The sequence below is a fragment of the Kamptonema sp. UHCC 0994 genome (genome assembly GCF_029167235.1).
Classification (GTDB): domain Bacteria; phylum Cyanobacteriota; class Cyanobacteriia; order Cyanobacteriales; family Microcoleaceae; genus Kamptonema.
The window spans coordinates 1-23,225 of record NZ_JARFTR010000069.1; the positions used below are offsets into that span (position 1 = coordinate 1).

The 23,225-nt window shown below is 42.2% G+C and carries 18 protein-coding genes; 17 read left to right on the forward strand and 1 reads right to left on the reverse strand.

Going from position 1 to position 23,225, the window contains the following annotated elements:
- Window positions 1-235: 235 nt before the first annotated feature.
- From PY364_RS07095 to PY364_RS07165, 15 genes are all read left to right on the forward strand, one after another.
- Window positions 236-1,867, forward strand: coding sequence for an NB-ARC domain-containing protein (locus tag PY364_RS07095; RefSeq protein WP_275521535.1), 1,632 nt, complete (start codon window positions 236-238; stop codon window positions 1,865-1,867).
- A gap of 191 nt (window positions 1,868-2,058) precedes the next feature.
- Complete coding sequence (gene ctpC, locus PY364_RS07100) at window positions 2,059-3,372, forward strand: carboxyl-terminal processing protease CtpC (RefSeq protein WP_275521536.1); 1,314 nt, start codon at window positions 2,059-2,061, stop codon at window positions 3,370-3,372.
- A gap of 227 nt (window positions 3,373-3,599) precedes the next feature.
- Complete coding sequence (locus PY364_RS07105) at window positions 3,600-4,544, forward strand: fused MFS/spermidine synthase (RefSeq protein ID WP_275521537.1); 945 nt, start codon at window positions 3,600-3,602, stop codon at window positions 4,542-4,544.
- Between the two features lie 173 nt (window positions 4,545-4,717).
- Window positions 4,718-5,614, forward strand: a complete 897-nt coding sequence (locus tag PY364_RS07110) for an EI24 domain-containing protein (RefSeq protein ID WP_275521538.1) — start codon at window positions 4,718-4,720, stop codon at window positions 5,612-5,614.
- A gap of 113 nt (window positions 5,615-5,727) precedes the next feature.
- Window positions 5,728-6,540 (forward strand): class I SAM-dependent methyltransferase, encoded by an 813-nt coding sequence (locus tag PY364_RS07115; RefSeq protein WP_275521539.1) that lies wholly within the window; start codon window positions 5,728-5,730, stop codon window positions 6,538-6,540.
- A gap of 777 nt (window positions 6,541-7,317) precedes the next feature.
- Complete coding sequence (locus tag PY364_RS07120; protein WP_275521540.1) at window positions 7,318-7,617, forward strand: hypothetical protein; 300 nt, start codon at window positions 7,318-7,320, stop codon at window positions 7,615-7,617.
- 258 nt (window positions 7,618-7,875) lie between these two features.
- Window positions 7,876-12,966 (forward strand): hypothetical protein, encoded by a 5,091-nt coding sequence (locus PY364_RS07125; RefSeq protein ID WP_275521541.1) that lies wholly within the window; start codon window positions 7,876-7,878, stop codon window positions 12,964-12,966.
- 835 nt (window positions 12,967-13,801) lie between these two features.
- Window positions 13,802-15,232, forward strand: a complete 1,431-nt coding sequence (locus PY364_RS07130; protein WP_275521542.1) for a hypothetical protein — start codon at window positions 13,802-13,804, stop codon at window positions 15,230-15,232.
- A gap of 78 nt (window positions 15,233-15,310) precedes the next feature.
- Window positions 15,311-16,240 carry an ADP-ribosylglycohydrolase family protein gene (locus tag PY364_RS07135; protein ID WP_275521543.1) on the forward strand — a complete coding sequence of 310 codons (930 nt, stop codon included), beginning with the start codon at window positions 15,311-15,313 and terminating at the stop codon, window positions 16,238-16,240.
- 55 nt (window positions 16,241-16,295) lie between these two features.
- Complete coding sequence (locus tag PY364_RS07140) at window positions 16,296-16,553, forward strand: TIGR02450 family Trp-rich protein (RefSeq protein WP_275521544.1); 258 nt, start codon at window positions 16,296-16,298, stop codon at window positions 16,551-16,553.
- A 75-nt stretch (window positions 16,554-16,628) separates the two neighbouring features.
- Entirely contained in the window at window positions 16,629-17,309 is a 681-nt protein-coding gene (locus tag PY364_RS07145; protein WP_275521545.1) for a KilA-N domain-containing protein, read from the forward strand.
- A gap of 35 nt (window positions 17,310-17,344) precedes the next feature.
- On the forward strand, window positions 17,345-18,022 hold the full coding sequence (locus PY364_RS07150) for a hypothetical protein (protein WP_275521546.1): 678 nt from the start codon (window positions 17,345-17,347) through the stop codon (window positions 18,020-18,022).
- A 60-nt stretch (window positions 18,023-18,082) separates the two neighbouring features.
- Window positions 18,083-18,934 carry an ABC transporter ATP-binding protein gene (locus PY364_RS07155; RefSeq protein WP_275521547.1) on the forward strand — a complete coding sequence of 284 codons (852 nt, stop codon included), beginning with the start codon at window positions 18,083-18,085 and terminating at the stop codon, window positions 18,932-18,934.
- 156 nt (window positions 18,935-19,090) lie between these two features.
- Window positions 19,091-19,606, forward strand: coding sequence for an SMC-Scp complex subunit ScpB (gene scpB, locus PY364_RS07160; RefSeq protein WP_275521551.1), 516 nt, complete (start codon window positions 19,091-19,093; stop codon window positions 19,604-19,606).
- Between the two features lie 42 nt (window positions 19,607-19,648).
- Entirely contained in the window at window positions 19,649-19,978 is a 330-nt protein-coding gene (locus PY364_RS07165; RefSeq protein WP_275521548.1) for a DUF760 domain-containing protein, read from the forward strand.
- A 140-nt stretch (window positions 19,979-20,118) separates the two neighbouring features.
- On the opposite strand, the gene PY364_RS07170 is transcribed toward PY364_RS07165, so the two are convergent.
- The gene (locus PY364_RS07170; protein WP_275521549.1) at window positions 20,119-21,333 is read right to left on the reverse strand and encodes an HhoA/HhoB/HtrA family serine endopeptidase; all 1,215 of its coding nucleotides are present in this window, start codon (window positions 21,331-21,333) and stop codon (window positions 20,119-20,121) included.
- 198 nt (window positions 21,334-21,531) lie between these two features.
- On the opposite strand from PY364_RS07170, the gene PY364_RS07175 reads away from it, so the two are divergent.
- Window positions 21,532-22,434, forward strand: coding sequence for a M23 family metallopeptidase (locus PY364_RS07175; protein WP_275521550.1), 903 nt, complete (start codon window positions 21,532-21,534; stop codon window positions 22,432-22,434).
- Window positions 22,435-22,645: 211 nt separating this feature from the next.
- On the forward strand, window positions 22,646-22,951 hold the full coding sequence (locus PY364_RS07180; protein WP_007355104.1) for an RNA-binding protein: 306 nt from the start codon (window positions 22,646-22,648) through the stop codon (window positions 22,949-22,951).
- Window positions 22,952-23,225: the final 274 nt, after the last annotated feature.

Below are 23,225 nucleotides of genomic sequence, written 5' to 3' on the forward strand. Positions count from 1 at the left end.
CGGTTTGTTACCGCCCAGAGGGCGGCGTTACGGATATCTTCCTATAACAACTAACAATTAACAATTAACAATTAACTAAGTACGGCTTGTGTCATTTGTTACTCACAAACTATAGATAAGTATAAATAACTAAAACCAAAAAGCAAACTGAACATTAGTAAAATCAAGGGTTTGCTAGCTAATACTCACAGAATATAATAAAAATTAGAAGATTAGCAAAAGCGAGATTCCTACCTTGACTACTCAGATTCCTCAAGACTTTGTGCAAGCAATAACAAAAGAACGCGGCGTGACTGATGCTGAACTGGAGACTGTGTTTATGGCCTTGGAGGGTCAACCTACAGCCGCGATCGCGACTAAGCTGGGCATTAGTGATATCGCAGTTCGCAAAAGACTAGGCGAGGTCTACAAAAAATTTAAAATTGGAGGGAATGGCCCTGGGAAGTTGGCAGAATTGAGGCATCAACTACTATTTTTATACCAAGCTGGTCAAAGTCCGGGGGATTTCATGTCGGCGGGTAGGGTAATGGGATCGGCGGTGGCGATCGCTCACCACCAGGAAGATTGGGGTGAGGCCCCCGATGTTTCCGTGTTCTACGGTCGCACTGAAGAATTAGCAGCTTTAAACCAGTGGATTTTATCAGATGGCTGCCGCTTAGTGGCGCTGCTGGGTTTGGGAGGCAGTGGCAAAACAACTCTGGCGGTGAAAGCAGCTAAACTTGTACAGGATGAGTTTGATTTTATCGTTTGGCGATCGCTACGAGCTGGCCCATCCGTTGAAGACCTTCTAGCTAACTTAATTTCAATTTTTTCTCATCAGCAAAAACCAGATTTGCCAGTAGATTTAAACGCCAGAATTTCCCGGTTAGTTGAATATTTCCGAAAGCAACGCTGTCTGCTGATTTTAGATGATTTTGAGATGGTTCTCAGCGCTGGAGAATTAGCTGGGCGCTATCGGCCAGGACTAGAAGGCTATCGAGAACTGATTGCGCGGCTAGGAGAAGTTAACCATAATAGCTGTTTAATCCTAATCAGTTCAGAAGAACCCACAGAACTTGCTTTGATATCTGGAGAAAAAGTCAAATCGCTAAAACCTTTAGTTTCAGAAGAAATTGCGCGAGAAATATTCAATGAAAAGGGATTATCTGCTAAAGACAAAGACTGGAAAGTTTTAATGAGCCGCTACGGAGGTAATCTCTTAGCTTTTAAAATTGTGGCGGCAACAATTCAAGATTTTTTTGAAGGTAATATTTCCAATTTTTTGGAGGCTACAGGTCTATTTATTGAGGATCATATTAGCAATTTGCTCGCGCACCAATTCGAGCGATTGTCTAATTCTGAACTAGAAATTATTTACTGGCTTGCTATTACTCAAAATCCAGTTTCTCTAACAAAATTGCGAGACGATATTTTGGTTAAGTCATCTCTTTCTGATTTGCTAAAAAATCTGGAATCCTTGGGTCGCAGGTCGCTAATAGAAAAAATAAATGAAGGAGGAGGAGAAATACTTTTCACCCTTCAACCTTTGATTATGAAGTATGTAACTGAAGATTTAGTTAAGCAATTGCGGCAGGAGATTCTGGAAGCAATTAAGACTCAAAGAGCAGAAAAAATGTGGTTGTTAAAAACTCATTATTTCGGTAAAGCGATAGTCAAAAGCAAAGGCGGAAAAAGTTATTCAACTCGTTCTATTCTGAGCATGGTTAAGAATCAGTTGCAAACTCTGTTTATGCAAACAACAAGCTCTGCTGAGGCGCTAAATATTCTGGAAAAAGTTGCATCGGAGCTACAAGATAAATCTCAGCTAGATATTGGATATGCTAGCGAAAATATTCGGAATATTCTGGCGGAAATGACAAATTCTTAGTAAGAGGGGCTGCGATCGCGCTTTGCTGTTAATTTAATTAGTGAGTACGATCGCTCCCGATCTCACATTTAGTAACCGATCGGGATTGAACAGAGATTGAAACAGATTTTGATGATTTTACTGATTTACCGTTGCGTGTGTTACATTGAGCTTAACTATTTTACAATCTTTTCCTCCAGCGCAGCAGACAGATGGCAATAACAAAACGTGGACTTATTCTAAGTGCGACAGCAGTTGTACTGACTGCTGTCACAGTAACTGGTGCGGGTATTCATCTTTCTCAAAGTCAAGCATCCTTTCGCCAGAGCCCCAAGGAACTGGTCGATGAAGTTTGGCAAATAATTGACAAAAGTTATGTAGATGGTACTTTCAACCAGGTTGACTGGAAAGCAGTGCGGAATGATTATCTCAACCGTACTTATACCAGTGATGAGGAAGCATACAAGGCTATCCGAGAAATGCTAAAGAAGCTGGATGACCCCTATACACGGTTCATGAACCCGGAAGAGTTCAGGAATATGCAGATTGACACTTCTGGGGAATTGACTGGCGTTGGTATTCAGCTAACTCAAGATGAGAAAACGAAAAAGTTGGTGGTAATTTCGCCGATTGAGGATACTCCGGCTTTTCAAGCTGGAATTTTGGCGAAAGATATTATTACCAAAATTGATGGAAAAAGTACGGAGGGAATGGATACAACTCAGGCGGTAAACCTGATTCGCGGCCCGATTAATAGTCAGGTGACGCTGACAATTTTACGGGAAAATAAGGAAATAGATTTTAAACTGAAGCGGGCTAAGATTGAAATTCATCCTGTACGTTCTTCTGTTAACAAAAGTCCGATGGGTGATATAGGATATATTCGCTTAAATCAGTTTAGTGCAAATGCGGCATCGGAAATGCGAGATGCGATCAAGTCTTTGGAACAAAAGAAGGTGACGGGCTATATTTTAGATCTGCGATCGAATCCAGGGGGTTTACTCTATGGAAGTATTGAAATTGCGCGGATGTGGCTTAAAGAGGGTACGATTGTTTCCACAGTCGATCGCTTAGGCGAAACAGACCGTCAAACGGCAAATCAACGAGCGATAACAGATAAACCGTTGGTAGTTTTGGTGGATGGCGGATCGGCGAGTGCTAGTGAGATATTATCGGGTGCTTTACAAGATAATAAACGAGCCGTTTTGGTGGGAACGAAGACCTTTGGTAAGGGTTTGGTGCAGTCGGTAAGGGGTGTGGGAAATGGTTCTGGAATGGCGGTGACGATCGCGAAGTATTTTACACCAAATGGTACGGATATTAATCATGCGGGGATTGAACCTGATGTTAAGGTTGAGCTGACTGATGCTCAAAAGCAGGAATTAAGAAGCGATCGCACTAAAATTGCGACGTTAGCAGATCCGCAATATGCAAAGGCTTTGGATGTTTTAAGTAAGGAGATTGCAGCGAAACAAGGAAATAATAATAAGGCGGAAACGAAAGCTAAGCAAAAGAGTAAAAAGTAAAAGATAAAAAGGTAAAAGAGAAATTTTTTCTTTTACCTTTTTACTTTAAACGGAAACATAAATAAAATTTACGCAGAATCACTCGCTTTATGTTAAAATCCGCCTCAATCTAACTACGTGCCAAATCTTTTTAGTGTCGAGCGTACTTTTAAATCAGTACCGTTTTGTGCTAATAACTACTATCTGTCCCAACATCGGGATAGCAGTGTCACCCTGGAGGGTATTTCATGTCAGGTAGCGAATTAAAAGCAGATTTCTGGATGAGTGAGTACATCACGCCTTGGGATATTTACGTTCACGGCGTTACCAGCGTCCTTGCTTACAAAAAAACTGCTTTTCAGGAGATGTACGTCGTTGAAACCGGTACTTATGGTAAAGGGTTGGTTTTAGATGGTAAATGGCAGTCCTGTACTGGCGACGAGTTCCTGTACCACGAACCGCTAGTCCACCCCGCGATGATTTTGCACGGTTCGCCACGTAAAGTCCTCGTGCTCGGAGGCGGAGAAGGCGCTACAATTCGGGAAGTCCTGCGCTGGAAAACCGTTGAAAAAGTCGTGATGATCGACATTGACGGCGAAGTTGTTGAAGCTTGCAAAGAATACTTGCCTGAAATGCACCAAAATGCCTTTGACGATCCTCGCTGTGAGGTGGTAATTGGTGATGCTTTGGAATTTTTAGATACGACTGGTAATGATTGGGATGTGGTGATTTCTGACTTGTCAGATCCCATTGAAGAAGGGCCTTCATTCCAGTTGTTTACTAAGGAGTATTTTGAGAAAGTCCGTCGCGTGATGTCACCATCTGGCTATTTTGTAGTGCAAGCAGGGCCGGTTTCTCCAGCGGAATTGAAAATGCACGCTCGGATTGTTAACACGCTAAAATCAGTTTTTCCGAATGTTCAGTCTTTGACAAGCTATATTTCTACCTACGGTGCGCCTTGGGGTTTTGCGATCGCTTCGACAGAGGCGATTGATACTCGACCAGAACCGGAAAACACCGATCGGGTGTTGGCGGAAAAAACGACTGGTGGTTTCCGAATGTTGGACGGAATTACTCTATTAGGGTTAATGCAATTGCCTGGTCATGTGCGTCAGGCGATCGCATCTGAAACCGAAGTATACACGATGGCAGCACCGCCTAAATTCTTCGGCAAAGGATCTGTCGGACAATAAAGTTTAAGATGTCTGTAGGGGCGAAGCATGACCGTAGTAAATCTGCTTATAACCAATAACTTATCTGCCGAAATGCTTCGCCCATGCTACTTTGTTGATTGTTGATTTTTTACTGTTCGCTACCCAATTTTACGGCGAACAGTAAATTAGAAAAAATGTAATCGGACGGCAAAATGGCACCGCAGCAAGGTTCAAATACCGCTAACCCGCTGATTCGCGCACCCCTGGGAATCCTAGCAGGCGCATCTTACCCTTTTAGAGCATTTGTACTGCTTTTGCACACTCCTAAACTCTGGGGTTATGTGCTAGTTCCCGTATTGGTAAACTTAATAATTGGCACTGCTCTTTATCTGGGTTTGCTGTTTCCTAGTTTGGAAGGAATAGATGTTCTGGTTGCCGATTTATCGACAAAATTTAACACCATGATTGCGGGTTTACCCGCTTGGCTGAGCTATTTAAGCGTTTTAACTTCTGTCTTGGGTTGGCTATTACGAACGCTCTTAGTTGCGGGATTGTTGCTAATAATCGGCTTTTTATTAGTACAATTTGGGGTGATCTTAGGCGCACCTTGGTATGGTCAATTATCCGAGCAGTTAGAACTTGTAAGAATTGGTAATTTGCCTCCCGCAGATACCAGTTTGCTAGGAATTTTTGGCGAAATAAAAAGAGCGGTTGGTTTTGAATTGAGAAAATTACAACTTTTATTCAGTGTGGGATTGCCATTATTGCTATTAAATTTTGTGCCAGGAATCGGGTCTATTGTTGCAACTATCGGAGGTATTGCCTTGGGAGCAACCCTAGTTTGTTTGGATTTTCTGAGCGCACCTTTAGACAGGCGAAGGCTTAATTTTCGCGATAAGTTAGCGGTAGTTAAGGCTAGTTTACCTGCGAGTGCAACCTTCGGTTTAGTTTGCTTTGGTTTAGTCAGCATTCCGCTATTAAATTTGCTGGCGATTCCACTATGTTTGGTAGCAGGAACGCTATTTTTCTGCGATCGGATTTGGCCGAGTCGCTTTGCTGACGTGGAGAAGATTACTGATTCAAAGTTATCTAATTCCCCAACAGAGTAGATTTCTGATTATTGGAAGACAAAAGTGTTCGATTGCCATCATGGATCGCACTCTAACCAAGTTTTTTACCGCTGCTTCTGAAGTCGATTACTGGGAAGGTGAGGATTAATTTTATGGAACTAGAAGGTAATGTGAAACAGCAATTTGACCGCGCCGCTGCTGCTTATGGCACGTCGCCAATCTTTGCTAAAGGACATGATTTGGCGCTGATGGTGGAAACGGCATCGCCAACAGCAGATACGATCTTATTAGATGTTGCTTGTGCAGCGGGTCATACGGCTTTTGCCTTTGCGCCAAAAGTGCGGGATGCGATCGCCATAGATTTAAGTCAGGGAATGCTGACTGAGGCGAAACAACAAGCAGCGGCCCGGAAGATTACAAATGTTCATTTTCAGGAAGCTAGCGCGGCCGAATTACCTTTTAGCGATCGCCACTTCGATATCGTCACCTGTCGCTATGCAGCCCATCACTTCCCCAGTTTACCACCAATTCTAGCCGAAATCCTCCGCGTCCTCAAACCCGGAGGTCAATTGCTAATAGTAGATGTGATTTCTCCAGAAGAAAAACCCCTAGCAGAGTTCATAAATCAAGTGGAATTACTGCGAGATCCTTCTCATAATCACTATTGGATGCTGTCTGAATGGCAAGCGGCGGGAGAAAGTGTTGGCATACCTTTTACAATAGTTTCTCAGTGGAATCTGCCGATTGATTTTGTTGACTGGACAGCGCGACAACAAACACCAATGGCAGCGATTGCTGAATTAGAGACGCTTTTTGATAGTGCTTCCACCGCCGCGCGATCGGCTTTTTCGATTTTGGGGCCGCCAGTGCGATCGTTTCATCTACCTTCCGTTTTATTGCAAGCAACGAAATCAATAGTAGAGGCAGAAGGCAGGAGGCAGGAGACAGGAGGCAGGAGGTTGTGATTGTTTGAAGTTATAGCAGCCGCTTTCGTCTAGAACTTACGCAAAAACCCGGTTTCCTCAAACAATCGTGACTCTCTACGAGAAATATTGACCCAGAAACCGGGTTCTTGACCCCGTGTGCGTAAATCCTGACCTTGTTAGTTATAGCAACTGCCAAGGCGGTTAGGACGTATAAATTACTGAAACCATTGATTCTATTCCCTTCTTCCCTAGCCCCTAGCCCCTAGCCCCTAGCCCCTAGCTATAATTGCTCAAATCCTTACTTTTATTGCATTTTAGTTCTAACTCTTCACTTACAAGCTTTTTTCCATCTGATATAATAAATGTATTGACATAAAAGCATGGTCATGGTATGACACGCCAACAATTAAAACTATTGTTCCAATTCCCATAAAGCTTAGAGCAATAGTATTTTCCTAAAGCCCATCTTTTTCTACTTATAGCAATACATTACCTATTGCTAGCAGTGTGCCAGCGTGAAAACTGTTCCCTCTTAAATAGTAGGCAACTACTGGGTCAAAAAATGAAAAATTAACCCTTGGGAACTCAAATAGTCCCATCATCTTACGGTTAAGCCTTGGTAGCTCTGTAGTAAGAAGGAGGGGAACAGTCCGCTGTAAACTAACGCTAAGCAACCTGTAAAGGTAGTGTCACAGGTTAGGGTACATCTTCTACGAAATTCAATCACCATCAATGAATAGAAGAACTAATGAAATTAGTGCCGGACATAAATCCCAGGGCCAAACCCTCTTACTCAGATTCAACAAGGAGAAAAAAATGTCTAATGCGATTCCACGAATCATAATTTTTAGTGCATTATTGCCGCTATTACTAATAGTAAATGCCGATCAGAGTTTAGCTAGTATTAGTGGTATAAAAATTGCCGAAAGCAGCCATTTAACCACAGCAAATCTTGAACATCAATCCCAGTTATCAGATCGTAATGTAGAAATAAAAATTGAGCTTACCGAGGCATTAGGCAGAGACACAGACCAACTCTTGCAGTCAGAGTTACTGTTAATAGCGGCTAGGAATGAAAAGACAAAAGAGTGCCGCGTATCAGGGCTATGTTCCTAAGTATTATATTACTGAGCGAATAAAATGCCCGTCTATGGGAACTGTAGAATTGAAACCAGCGCACCATCAGGGTTTCATTTGTATAGGCGTGGTTTTCACCGCTCAGTCTAAAAAGCCATAAAATTTAACCCGCGTAGGCGGGTTTTGTTTGACAAGACGCGGTTTTAACACCAAAGTATAAAAAGTTGCGATCGCATTATTTTTCACGTATTAGTATTAAAATGCTAGCAATAGGCCAAAGGGGAAGGAATTCAAGGAATGATTAACCCGCACGGACAAACAAACACAGCCGCAGAGAACAAACACTCACTACAAACCCTCTCCAGAACCCTCGCCATGTCCCAGGGGCAATTTTCCCTGATTTTAGTGCGTTGTAACTATGCTTCACTAAGAGAGCAAATAGTAGAACAACTGCATCAACAGTATCCCGTACTCCTTCGAGAACTCGTCCTCCCCACCTCCGTCAAAACACTGTACACTACCATCGAAGCAGAACTCAGCGGCGAACACCCAGCAGCTTTAATGGTATTCGGTCTAGAAACAGTTCGTGATATTGACCAAGTGCTGACTTCAACTAATTATGTTAGAGAAGAATTTCGCAATAATTTCCCCTTCCCCCTAGCTTTATGGGTAACAGATAAAATATCAAAAAAGCTGATTCGTTTAGTTACAGATATCGAAAGTTGGACAACTACAATTGAATTTAGCCTCAGCCCTGACGAGTTGATACATTTCCTAGGTAAAAGCGCTAGTATTCTTTTTTCGGCTGTTTTAGAGAGAGGCGGTTGGCGATTAACAAATAATGCGATTTTAGGTGCGAATTCTGGTCTAGAATTAGAGTCAGCCCGCCAAGACTTACAAAATCATGGCGTTAGTTTACAACCTGCTCTCGAAGCCAGTTTGAAATTTATTCGGGGGCGACAGGAATATGCTAGCAACCGGATCGATTCCGCGCTGGAACTCTATCAGCAAAGCTTAAATTTTTGGCAGAATGAAGTAGTAACAATGAACGGTGAAGGGGAATTAATACTTTCATCGTTTAATCTTCCAAAATCCTCTTTATTAGCAGGTATTTTACTGTTTCATATCGGGTTATGCTATCACCGCCACGCGGAACAGAAACGCACTGGCAACGTCTCTTATTGGACAGAAGCTAAAAATCATCTCCAACAGTGTATTGATATTTTTGATCGCGCGGGACGAGAAGACTTAGTTGCGGAGTTTATTAATCAACTTGGCGAAGTATTACAGCATTTAGAAGATTGGGATAACCTCTGGAATTTGGCTGTTAAATCTAGGCGATTGCATCAAAATATTGGGGAGCCAGCACAAGTGGATTTAGCTCAAGATTATGGCTTTCTAGCTGCTGTTGCCCTAGAGCGAAAAGAATGGGAAAATGCCAAAGAATGGGCGGTAATTGCACTAGAAATATTGCCTGGAAATATTGCGAAAGAAACAGAACATGAGACGCGGGTAAAGTCTCAACACAAAAGTTTATACCTGTTGATTTTAGCAATGGCTGAGAATGAATTGGGTGAGAGAACCCTTGCTATAGAACACTTACAAATCGCTTGCCGGGAAAGCTTACCCCTCTACGATCCGCAATTATATCTCCAGCTTTTAGAAATGCTTAGAGAATTATATTTCCAAGAGGGACACTATCTAGAAGCATTCAAAATCAAGCAAGAATACCGCGCAATTGAACATACATATCGCTTCCGAGCATTTATCGGAGCCGGAAGGTTGCAGCCCCATCAAGAAGCTATTAATCCCGCAATGGAAACGACCGCGCCTGCTGCAACAATTGCTGATGAAATTACAGCTTCTGGCCGGGAAAGGGATCTCAATCGTTTGATAGCGCGGATGAGCAGCACGCAACACAAATTGACAGTTATTTACGGTCAATCTGGAGTTGGAAAAAGTTCGATTGTCAGAGCAGGATTAGTTCCTGCTCTTAAACAAAAAGCAATTGATTCTCGTACTGTTTTGACATCGGTGTTGCAAGTTTACAATGACTGGCGGCGGGAATTAAGGAGCCAGTTATCTATTGGTAAAAGCGAAATAACTGGGCAGCTAATTACAGAATTTTCCCCGGAATTTGCCCCTAGCAATGAGACGATATCTACCCTAGATTCAGAGTCCAAAACAGAGAAATTAATCTCTGATTCTCACCTCGAATCTGTAGTAATGAATGGTGCTGCTGTTCATTCTGCACAGGAACCCGCAATAGACAGCGCACAAATTATTGAATTGCTGCGAAAGAATGCAGAACAAAAGAATTTGCTCACTGTCTTGATTTTCGATCAATTTGAAGAATTTTTCTTTTTGTGGAAAGAGCCATCAAAAAGGCAAGATTTCTTTGAATTTTTAAGGTTGTGTTTGAATATTCCCTTTGTAAAAGTCATTCTGTCAGTACGAGAAGATTATTTACATTATTTGCTGGAGTTCAGCCGCCCCAAAAATCCTCAAAATGCGTTTGATAATGACATTATGGGGGACATTCTTAGTAAAGATATCCTCTTCTATTTAGGGAATTTTCCGCCCTCAGATGCTCGCGCTGTGATTAAAAAATTAACTGAGCGTTCCCAGTTTTATTTAGAACCAGCGCTGATTGATGAGTTAGTGAAAAATTTAGCACAGGATTTGGGGGAAGTGCGACCAATTGAGCTGCAAGTTGTAGGCGCACAACTACAAGAAGAGGAAATTACAACATTAGCTCAATATCAACAATTAGGTGCTAATCCCAAACAAAAATTAGTTGAGCAGTTTTTAGAAGAAGTCGTCAAAGACTGTGGGCCAGAAAACGAACGGGCAGTGCGGCGAGTTTTGTATTTGCTGACAGATGAAAATGATACTCGTCCCCTAAAAACTCGCGCCGAATTAGCAACAGATTTAGCAACATTTGAAGAAGCTGATAAATTAGATTTAGTTTTAGAGCTATTGGTAAAATCTGGGCTGGCATTTCGGTGGACTGAAGTACCAGTAGAGCTTTACCAGCTAATTCATGACTATTTAGTTGCTTTCATCCGCCAACAGGAGGAATTGGATAGGCAGAGTGAATTTGCGGAGCTGCAAAAGCAAAATCAATTAAACCGAGATCAGATCGAGAAATTCCGCCAAGAAAAAGAATTAGCGGAAGCCAAAGAAAAACAGCGAGAAGCAGAAGAAAAACTTCAAAGCAATCAGAGAAAACAACAATTTTGGATAGCATTTATTACTGTAGTTGCAGGCACACTTGTTCTGGGATCGCTTACCTTATCTGCATCTATCCAAGCCGAACAAGCCAAAAAAGCAAAGCAGCAAGCTGAAATTGCTCGCATTGATGGTTTGATTTCGGGGTCTGAAGTTCTATTACTCTCAAGTAAAAACGATCCTTTGGGCGTATTACTAGCTAGTGTCAAGTTAGGCAAAGAATCTGAAAAAACTGAACTTTCAATCGATACCAAAAATCAACTTGCAGAAAGACTCAGACAAGTTGTCTCTGGCTTACAAGAACGTAATAGTTTTGAGGGACATGGTAAAGGTATCTCTGGGGTAAGTTTCAGTCCCGATGGTAAAACGATCGCCTCTGCAAGTGCCGATAATACTGTGAGAATTTGGAACAAGGATGGCAAAGCAATTGGTATTCCTCTTCAGCACAAGGATAGTTTATTTGCAGTAAGTTTTAGCCCCGATGGAAAAATGATTGCAACCGCCTCCGCTGACAAAATTGCGACATTGTGGCGGGTTGATAATGGAACTGCGATCGTAACTTTCATCGGTCACGATGAACCCGTAACTAGCGTCAGTTTTAGCCCCGACGGTCAAACTATTGCTACCGCTAGTTACGACAGAACAGTAAAATTATGGACTAAAGACGGCATTCTATTAAGAACTTTAATAGGTCATAAAGATTGGGTATTGGAAGTGACTTTTAGTCGCGACGGGGCCGCGATCGCTTCCGCTAGTAAAGACGGTACAGTGAAACTCTGGAACCTAGACGGCAAAGAACTCAAAACCCTCAAAGGACATACCAGTTGGGTTTATAGCGTCAGTTTCAGTCCCGATCGCAAAACAATTGCTACCGCTTCGGCAGACAATACTATCAAACTCTGGAACCTAGACGGTAAAGAACTTAAAACTCTTAAAGGACATAACGATCACGTTGTAAGTGTCAGTTTCAGCAACGACGGCGAAACGATCGCTTCTGGCAGTGCAGACGATACAATCAAAATTTGGAACGCCTACACGGGTGAATTGCTAAACACTCTCAAAGGACATCAAGACGACGTGCGATCGGTACGTTTCAGCCGCGACGGAACGATCGCCTCTGGTAGTTACGATAAAACTGTAAAACTCTGGCAGCCTGATAGCACTCCTTTAAGCAAAATTCTCACAGGACATAGCGATTGGATTTATAGCATTAGTTTCAGTCCCGATGGCAAAATTATTGCTTCTGGAAGTGCCGACAAAACTGTAAAAATCTGGCGTATTGATGGCAGTTTAGTGAAAACAGTTTTTAGCAATCAAGGTTCCGTTGGTGCTGTTAGTTTCTCGCCTAAAGGAGATATCTTAGCAAGTGCCGGCGAAAACAAAACTGTCAAACTCTGGAACCTTAAAGGCAAGGAAATCAAAAGCTTAAAAGGTCAAGACGGAGAAGTTTTTAGTGTTAGTTTTAACCCGGAAGGGAATGTGGTAGCAACTGCTAGCGATGATAAGACTGTCAAACTTTGGAACCTTGACGGCAAACTACTTAAAACTCTTAACCATCAAGAAAGCGTGAATAGTGTTAGTTTCAGTCCCAATGGCAAATTTATTGCCTCAGCAAGTGAAGATAAAACGGTGAAAATTTGGCGGTTTAATGGCAAGGATGCGAGTTTGCTAGAAACTCTAAAACACGGCGATAGTGTTAACAGCGTCAGTTTCAGTCCCGATGGCAATACTATTGCCTCCGCCAGCAATGATCAAACTCTAAAACTTTGGGATATTGACGGGACATTGCTACAAACTATTAATAGTAGCGATCGCGTTATTGGCGCAAGCTTCAGCCCCGATGGGAAGCTAATTGCCATAGCGAATGCTGATAATACTATTAGTTTATGGAGCTTTTCGGGTAGGAAAGCAACGTTGCTTAAAACTATTCAACACACCGCTAGAGTTATTAGTTTGACTTTTAGTCCAAACAGTAAGATATTAGCTTTTGGAGGTCGCGATAAAACAGTGACTTTGTTACCTGTGGATAATTTGAATCTGGGTAGTATTGTTGCTCGTGGCTGCGATTGGCTGCAAGATTATTTGATGTACAATCCGATGGTTAGTAATAGCGATCGCAATCTTTGTCAGACCGAGAAAACGCGATCGGAACAATGAGATAATTAAATCATTCCACTCTTGTAGATAATTAAATTTAAATTATTCTGCTCTGCCTTTAGTCTTCTGCTATAACCTCATCAAAGAAGATGTGTAATGTCAATAGTAATTGATAACTATTGGATATTTATTATAAAAAATGAGGAGAGTTATGTCAAATAAATTTCGATTTTTATTTGCAAAATCTGTGTGTGTACAAATAGTTATATTTAACTTATTTGCTAGCATGATAGTTTTTATTTCTACGTTTATCCAACTCAATTTTTTGGTAGGTAAAAATTTTGCTAATTTTTTCTTTGGCTTCCGAATAATTCCAAGTTATCTTTCAATATCTTTTACTCTCTTCTTCAGTTTCTGTTCGGCAGTCATTTCAATATTATTCTTTGTTATCAGCGATTTATTAAAATTTCATAGTGGTTTAAGAGAATCGATGGGCACCCTAGCAGTAATATCCGGATTAATAGGATTTTTAACTATTATGTTTTCGGGAGTATTAGACACAACTACGATTTATTTTACATATGAGAGTAATCAAAGTTTAACATTTTCGTTTTTCAGAGCATTAGACTATTTATTTTATAACACTTTATACCTGTCTTCTATATTGGTAGTGTGGAGAATGTTTTATCTTGATGAAGACGAATAAAAAATGAATATAAATGGTCAGGAAAGAATGTTAAAGCAAATACTTCAGGTAGCTCAAGAGATAGAAAGTCTGTTTGAGAGGAGTCAGGCGTTTGCATACGTCGTTCAAGTGCTCGCTCAAACGAGGCAATTTGAGCGAGCGCTAACAATTGCTGAAACTATTGAACATCCCTACAAAAAAGTTGAGGCCTTGACTAGCATTGCTCAGGCATATTCAAAAGCTGGCATCCAAGAGAAAGCATCTAAAATTTTAGAGCAAGCTTTTCAAGTTACTCAGTCGAACTTGAAAGATCCAGATAATCGCCTGAGTGTGATGGAAGTTCATCAATTAATTATTCGTCTCATTACTAAAACTTACGTTGCTATTGGACAGTATAGCCAAGCTATTCAAGTTGCTCAAAATTATTCCTATCGCACTCAGCACCAGGCTATAAATTTAGCCGAAGTAGCTTGCGCGTGTGCAAATGCTGGACAATTTGAGTTCGCTATCCAAGCGTTGCAGTTGGCTGAGTCAATTGGATTCTCGAAGGAGTCGCTAGCAGGAGCACTAAAGTTACAAGCACTATCTGGGATCGCTGTGAAGTATGCAGAAATTGGAGAATATAACCTAGCTATTCAAACGCTTGAGAAAATTGATGCTATCGGTTGGATATCTAGCACATTGAAAAATATTGCTTGCAAGCTGGCAAAAACTGGGCAATACGATCGAGCTTTTAAATTGATTGAAACAATAGAACGTGCCAATGAAAAAAATGAGGCCTTAGAGGAACTGGCTAAACAGTATGCAGAAACAGGACATTATGACAAAGCACTTCAGATTACTAAATCGATCAAAATTATTGACTATCAGGATTCGGCTTTCTTAAAAATTGTTCAGAAATATGTCGAATCTGGTCACTACAAACAAGCGTTCCAGATAGCCAAAAGAAAAAGGAGGAAGGATTTTAAATTAGATTTATTGATTGCCATTGTGGAATCTTCAGGCAAAATAAAAGAAGAAAGTCAAGTCTCTGAAACTCTGTCTCAACTTTTACAGTTATCCGCAGACTTCAAAAATAGCAATGCGGAAAAAAATTCATTGCTAATTAAAATAGTCGAACACTACATCAGAATAGGGCAAAATGACAAAGCTTCAGAAGTTTTATCCCAAGCCTTGTTGGAAACGAAGACAATAAAATCTCCAGGTTGGAAAGTTTTAGCATTAACTGATATAGCAATTAAGTATGCAGTATTTAGACAAGAGACGAAAAGTTTAGCTCTTCTAGCTCAGGCTATTGAAATTGTTGAAAGTGATGAAGCTATATTGAGCAAAGCAACTACTCTGGGTCTAATAGCTAGCGCACTTACCGAAGCTGGACAGTGCGAGCAAGCTCTACAGATTATTGACAGGATAGAAATTAGCGAGCGTTTTTCTTGGAGCAGACAAGGAGCTGAAATAAGCAAATGTATGGCTTTATTTAGTGTAGCTAGAAAATATGCGGAACTAAACCAAAAAGATAAAACGGTTGAGATATTATCTAAAATTCTTCAAGCCCCAGAACTTGACGATAGTAGTAAAGCCGGCTATATATATACTGTGACTAAAATATACTTCGGCATTGAAGCTCCAATCTTTTTTTAGCATAAGTGGGCTAAATCTTTACTCCCGATCGGTTTCAAGCGGTGTTATCACCTCCCAGGAAAAGAAGAGAAAAATTATATGCAGCAAATAGAAAAATATCGCGGTTGTCTTCTAGGTTTAGCAGTTGGCGACGCTATAGGAACAACTTTAGAATTTAAGCCGCCCGGAACATTTACACCTATTAACGATCTAGTAGGCGGCGGCCCTTTTCGACTGCAACCGGGACAGTGGACAGACGATACCTCAATGGCACTTTGCTTAGCGGAGAGTTTAATTGAGAAAAAAGGTTTCGATCCAGTTCATCAATTGCAAACATATTTGCGATGGGATAAAACCGGACATTTAAGCAGTAATGGAGAGTGCTTTGACATTGGCAATACTGTTCAACAAGCACTGTGGAAATTTGAAGATACTGGTAAACCTTTTTGCGGATCGATAGATCCTTTGAGTGCTGGTAATGGCTCAATTATGCGCTTAGCTCCCGTGCCTTTATTTTATGCTAAAACACCTCTGGAAGCAATAGAGAAATCAAAAGATAGTTCGCGGACAACTCATGGTGCTACTACTTGTTTAGATGCTTGCAGATATTTGGGATCTTTAATTGTAGGTGCTGTTAATGGAGTCAGTAAAGAAGAATTACTTTCTGAACGCTACAGCCTTATACCGGAATATTGGGAACAAAACCCGTTAGGAGATGAAATCGACGAAATTGCCGCAGGTTCCTTCAAACGCCGCGAACCTCCAGAAATTAAAGGTAGAAGCTATGTTGTCAAATCTTTAGAAGCGGCACTTTGGGCATTTTATCGCAGCAATTCGTTTAAAGAAGGATGTTTATTGGCTGTTAATTTGGGCGATGACGCAGATACTACTGGTGCCGTTTATGGTCAGTTAGCGGGAGCTTTTTATGGAGAACATGGAATCCCGGAAACTTGGCGATCGCAATTAGCTTACCGCGATCTAATTGAATCTTTTGCTGAGCAAATTTTTTGTTTAGCTAACTCTCTGTGATATAATAGCTATTGCCAAGAGATCGCAGAAAATTTGATTACATTCATCTTATGAAATGCCGAAAAAACAGAAATTTCCTTATCTAGTAGGTTCCAAATGGACAGCACAACAAAAAAACTGGGGATGGCGGCACTTTCAGGTCACAAATAGAAAAAATCAAGGCAAATGGGTATTTGCCGAAATGGTAGCCGCCTGCGATCCCGCAGTCCGCTTCTGGCTGAACGCCCAACAACTAAAAGATCGTAGCCTGTGGCAAGCTGGATGGCAGTCCACACAAGAATTAGAGGACTTGGAAACTGACAACTTCCATTAATAATTTAGCTATAAGTCTTCCAATTTTTACCAATGTGTGGTTGGATAGATCAGCAGTATCAGCAGGTCAGTCGGGATGGGGATCGAGATAGCACTACCAATTGTAAAATTATCAGCAGGAGCGATCGGCAAAACTGAGAAAGAGCCAGAATATAAACAGTTAGAGCTGTTTGAATGGAAAGTAGAAGACAAATTTCTAGAATCGAACAACATCCCCACCTCCCAAGTTCGGAGAAAGAATGGTTTAATTTGTCTTAATGATATGTGGCGAGTAGCAGGCAGCGTTAAAAATAAAATTCCTTCCCGTTGGATCGCACTTAAGCATACACAATTTCTAATAAAATTGCTAAGAACTCAAGTTAACGGCGACATTTATCAAATTTATCGCGGTAGAAACGGCGGCACTTTTTCTGTAGACGAACTAGCTTATAAATATTGGGAATATTTAAGCGTAAAACGCCAAGTAAAGTTAACAGAAAAAAAGGTACAAAGCCAATTAGCTAAAAGTATCGGCACAGTGAAGCGCGAAGTCCAAACTTTAGCAGGAAAAATTGATATTTTAACCGCTAAAGAGTTAATTGAGGTAAAATCAGTTAATAATTGGAAATGCGCCGTAGGTCAAGTTATAATTTACGGTCAGTCTTACCCCGATCGCCAAAAGCGGATACACCTTTTTGGCGAAGCCTCCCCCGCATTTTTAAGCATGATTCGCTCCCATTGCACTGTCTTTGATATTGAGGTAACTTGGGAGTATTAGCAATTTAACCCGCAAACATAGTTTCTAGGATTGATATGAAAAAACAAATTACTATCTCCTTGTTTCTGGTAATTGCTGCAATCTTGACTGATGGTTTTACCTTAAGAGCAATCGCCAATTCAGTAAATGCTTTAAACCCCATTCAGACTAGAAATATTGTAGCCCAAAGCCCCGATTTATCTAAAGCCATCTTAACTTTGCAAGACCTACCCTCTGGCTTCAAAGATATGTCTGCTGAAGCAGAATCACTCAAGAAGCAGTTGAACAACGAGAAAGAATTTAAAGCTGAAAGTGTTTTTGCTTTCCAAAAAAGTGATGAAAAGCAGTTTCAGTTAATTGTAGGTTTCACAATGCCAATGCCTACTCGGATCGACCAAGCTAGCTTTGATACTTCTATCCGCCAACAAGATTTTGCACAGGAGTTCCTCAAAGGCTTAAATGAAGGCAGTAAAGGAGACTTTGCTAATATCACACCATTACCACTAGGTCAAAATATTGGCGACGCATCGGCAGGATGGATGACAAAAGGTCAAATGAACGGCATACCTATGCGCTTTGAAATGGCAGTATTTCGGCGGGGAAATTTAGGGGCAATGTTGATGATTTTATATCTTGATGGTGAGAGTCCCAGCATAGCCGTTGCAGATGCAGCGCGGAAACTTGACAGCCGCATTATTGAATTGAATCCGTCACCAGCAACTCAACCCCAATAAGTGCGATCGCGACCTAAATTAGTTAAATTATCATAAAGTTTGCTGCTTCTACCTAAAATTATGTCTGCTGCTGTTTCCCTCCAAAATGTCTGTAAAGACTACAACAATGTCCCCGCTGTCAACGACCTCTCTTTTACTATCGAACCGGGTGAAATGTTTGGTCTTCTCGGCCCCAATGGTGCTGGTAAATCTACTACAATTCGGATGTTGACTACCCTTACAAAACCCACCAGCGGTCAAATTCAGGTAGGCGGATATGATGTAGTGCGCGAAAGTTTGCAGGTGAAGCAAAATATTGGCGTTGTCTTACAACAAATTAGCGTTGATATTGACTTGTCAGTATGGGAAAATATGGAATTTCACGGCAGACTTCACCATATCCCCAACCCTCAGCGGCAAGAGTTAATTAATAGGTGGCTAGACTATGTAGAATTATCCCAAAGACGCAAGGATTTAGTTAAAACTTTATCGGGTGGAATGAAGCGGAGATTGCAAATTGCTAGAGCTTTGTTACATCAGCCGAAAATTTTATTTTTAGATGAACCAACCGTCGGACTTGACCCCCAGACGCGGCGGCGGTTGTGGGAAATTATTCGGGATTTAAACAAGCAAGGTATGACCATGTTATTGACAACGCACTACATGGATGAAGTAGAATATTTGTGCGATCGGATTGGCATTATGGACGGCGGTAAATTAATTGAATTGGGGACTTTAGAAGAACTGCGAACAACTCACGGGAAAGGCTTAGTAATGAAGCAAATAGGTGACAGATGGGAGTATAAATTTTTCCCTAACCTAGAAGAAGCTAATGGTTATCTCGAACAACAACCTGATAAAACTGGGATGATGGTACGCCCTTCAAATTTAGAAGATATTTTTGTAGAATTGACGGGAAGACAATTGGATTGAGAAATGGTAATCGGTAATTGGTAATTGGCAATGAATAATAATCATTGTAGTAGAAAAACAAATAAAACACTCTTACCAATTACCAATTACCAATTACCAATTACCAATTACCAATTACCAATTACCAATTACCAATTACCAATTACCAATTACCAAATGCCACGTTTAGCTACTAAAATAGAAGCCATTCTTTACTTAAAAGGTCAACCGGTGTCAATAGCGGAAATTGCCGAAATTGCCAAATGCGATCGCACCGAAGTTAAAGACGCTCTGATCGAGCTGATGTCCGACAGCGCCCGCCGGGACAGTGCCCTAGAAGTTGTCGAGAGTCCAGGAGGTTACAGCCTCCAACTCAGAGAAGAATTTACCCCTTTAATGCAGGCCTTAATCGCCCCAGAATTGGGCGTTGGAGCCCTGCGAACACTCGCTGCGATCGCCCTCAAAGGCGGTTTGAGCCAAAGCGATCTCGTTAACTTGCGCGGTTCAGGGGCCTATCAGCAAGTTCAAGAACTCGTCGAGCTCGGTTTTGTACGTAAACGGAGACAACCTGAAAGTAGGTCTTCTTGGCTACAAGTGACAGAGAAATTTCATCGGTATTTTCAACTAGACCAGTTACCAAAACAGCTAACACTGAACTTTCACGCAAATTTAGAGGCAACTGAAGAAGAGTAGTTTAAACTGGAAATATGCAAGCCTGACATTCAGAGTCATATAATGGTTTTTAACCCTAACTTTTCTGATTCCAATGCCCAACAAACCGCAGTCAACCCACTGCTGAAGTATCTCCAGCACCAACCTCCAGAAGTTCTCGCTCGTGTCGCCAAGTCTGTCAGTCCAGAAATCAAAGAAATCATCTCACACAACGTCCAAGGACTTGTCGGCGGCCTGCCTTCAGACAACTTCAATGTGCAAATTACAACAGACCGGGACAATTTGGCTGGTTTGCTAGCCTCAGCAATGATGACTGGCTATTTTTTACGGCAGATGGAACTACGAATGCAACTAGAGGAAAATTTGGCAAGCACTCGTTCTATTTCTGAGTAGGAAGAGGAGTAGGGGAGCGGAGCAGGGGAAACTGCGAGACTGTGTTCGATTGAACTTCCCCATCTCCCCCATCTACCCTGCTCCCCTACTCCCCCGCTCAAGAGCTCCCCCGCTCAAGAGCTCCCCCACTCCCCCATCCCTCACCCTCCCGGTGAACTAGCGGCGGCGGGGAAAGCAGCAGGTTTGACCTTAAGTTTCTGAACTTTGCCTTCGCGATTCACCTCTACTTGTAGCTCTTTGCCAATGGTGCTGATTTCTACCCGCTCTTGGACTTCGCCGGGAGTATTAACCACAACACCATCAATTTTTTGAATAATATCTCCTTGAAGCAAACCTGCGATCGCGGCTGGAGATTTTTCCACAACTCGTGTAATTGCGACACCGTTTGCTGCCAAAATCTTGACATTGAGTTGCTGGCTGAGTTCGGCTTTAGAAACAGCCGTCAGATTCACCATTTGAACTCCCAAATAAGGATGATCCGCCTTACCTTTAGCAAATAACTGATCTGCAACTCGCTTAGCAGTTTCAATCGGGATCGCAAACCCCAAACCCTGAGCATCAGCGCGAATAGCAGTATTAATCCCAATAACTTCCCCAGAGTCATTTAATAGCGGCCCACCAGAATTGCCGGGATTAATAGCCGCGTCAGTTTGAATGAATCGCACGCGCTTATCAGGAATACCTACCTGAGAACTGGTACGGCCAGTAGCGCTAATAATGCCAACTGTCACCGTATTGTCTAAACCCAAAGGATTACCGATCGCGATCGCCCACTGTCCCGTAACAATATTATCAGTGCTGCCCATAGTTACTATCGGCAACCCCTTCACATTAATCTTAACAACTGCCACATCCGTAAGCGGATCTACCCCCTGTACCTTACCCTCAAACTCCCGACCATCCTTAAGCGTCACCTTCACAGTATCAGCCCCAGAAACGACGTGAGCATTAGTAATTATCCGACCATCATCTCTGAGAATAAACCCAGAACCAGTCCCGCGCCTGACTCGCTCTTCGGGTAGCGGCAAACTGTCCCCAAAAAAACGCCTAAATAGCGGGTTTTTGAACGCTTCAGGCACTTGAGAAGCAATCTTGCTAGTCGCATCAATACGGACTACAGCCGGGCCAACTTTTTCCGCAGCTTCAGCGATAAAGTTAGAGTTGGTACGTTCAATTATTCTATTGTCGGGAGCTTGAGGTGGCAGATAAGGAGGGAGTTGCTGCCGCACTACTGGTAAAACTAAGTCTTCGGGGTGATTTCCTGCTTGCAGGTAGCGGCTGCCCAAACAGCCCACACCACCGCCGATCGACAGCAAGGCTAGATATAAAGTTAATTGCTTTAAAGTTACATTCATCGGCTTTTTTGGCTGGATACCTCATCTTAATACACAGGCCTTAACTTCTAATCTAATCAAAAAATTATCAACTGCCCTCCCTAAATACTTTTTTCTTTAGATGGCGCGGTGCGTTAAGGTATCAAATGTTATCAAGCAAGAGCTTTAACTCTTTGCCTAAGTATCAATACTCGCTCCTGGGCTTTCAATCTATTTCGCATGACTTTTCAACGCTTATTTCTCCAACTTTCTACACTTTTCTATTTGATGGCTCCGGTTTCGGCAATTTCAGCAATTCCCGCGCCAACACCTACAAATCTTCCGTCTGATTCACCTTCAGAGTTAGACTCAGTATGTCAACCGCCAGCGCTCGATCGCATCAAACGCCATACTGTTGTCCCAGGCGAAACTCTGGAGAGCATCGCGCAGCAGTATAATTTAATTCCCGCGACGCTGATGGGGCTCAATCCGCCATTGAGAGGAGGCTTAGCCCCAGTTGGGAGCGCGATCGCGATTCCTCCTTACAATGGTATCCGCGTGGAAGTACCCGCTGGTTGGACTTGGCAAAAACTAGCTGATGTTTACAAAGTACGAGCCGATGTACTATTTGAGGTCAATGGCTGTCAGCTTAGGCCGCAGGTGGTGTTTGTACCAGGAGTGAATTGGTCGCCTGGAACTCCTGCTAGTCCGGGTTTAACGCCGCTACAAGGCTATCCTCTGCCTGCAACAGTAAAGGAAGGGTTAGGTTATGGGTGGCAGTTACATCCGATTCGGGGTCAAGTTTTTTTCCACAGCGGTGTAGATTTATTGGCAGCCAGTGGGACAAAGGTTTTAAGTGTGGGCGCGGGTGTTGTCGCCTTTGCTGGGCCCCAGGGGACTTATGGCAATTTGGTGGTGGTGAATCATCAGGCGGGAAAACAAACTCGCTACGCTCACTTAGGTAATATTGCGGTGAAAGTGGGTCAGAAGGTGCAGCAAGGAGATATTTTGGGAACGGTGGGAACGACGGGAAAGCCTGATATTGTTCAGCCGCATTTGCATTTTGAAGTTCGCTACAATTCTAATTTGGGTTGGGTGGCTGAAGACCCAGAACCTTATGTGCGATCGGCAGTGAAGAGGTAGAAACTATGGCAGAAAATATATATCGATATTTCAGGTCGCTTCTGAATAGCTATGCGATCGCACAGAAATAAATATTCATAAAAAATTCACGCCATAAAGTTGCAACCTGTGCTAAGGTAATTCTATAAGGCTTATTTTCGGCAGTGTAACTCGTTTTATCAACGTTTCTCCGAATCTAACTCTCTACAACATTTGATTCTGGAGATGATTTATGTCAATTTACGTCGGCAACTTATCCTATGAGGTGACTCAAGAGCACCTTAGCCAAACTTTTGCAGAGTACGGCACTGTGAAGCGCGTTCAGTTGCCTACCGATCGTGAAACTGGTAGTCTACGGGGCTTTGCCTTTGTAGAAATGGGAACAGAAGCCGAAGAAGCAGCAGCAATTGAAGCCCTTGACGGCGCTGAGTGGATGGGCCGCGACCTAAAAGTTAACAAAGCCAAGCCTCGCGAAGAAAGAGGTGGTTCTGGTGGTGGTAACTGGTCTAACAATAATCGCTCTTCTCGCCGTTACTAAGAGTGAAATGCTCTTAGGATAATCGTTTAGGCGATTTATAGCTGAGAATTTTTTGCCCGGAACTTGAGAGACAATTTTAAAAGTTGTCTTTCTCTTCTGGGCAAATTTTGTGGTAAGTAGAAGGAAGAAGGAAGAAGGAAGAATGTTTATATAGTCAGCTTTTTAGCCATCCCGATCTAATGTTTAATTAGGTGGAGCTACTTAGCATCCCGATTTTTGATCCAGATAGGACTTACGCAAAACTATCCGTAACGCCGCCATCCTGGCGGTAAGA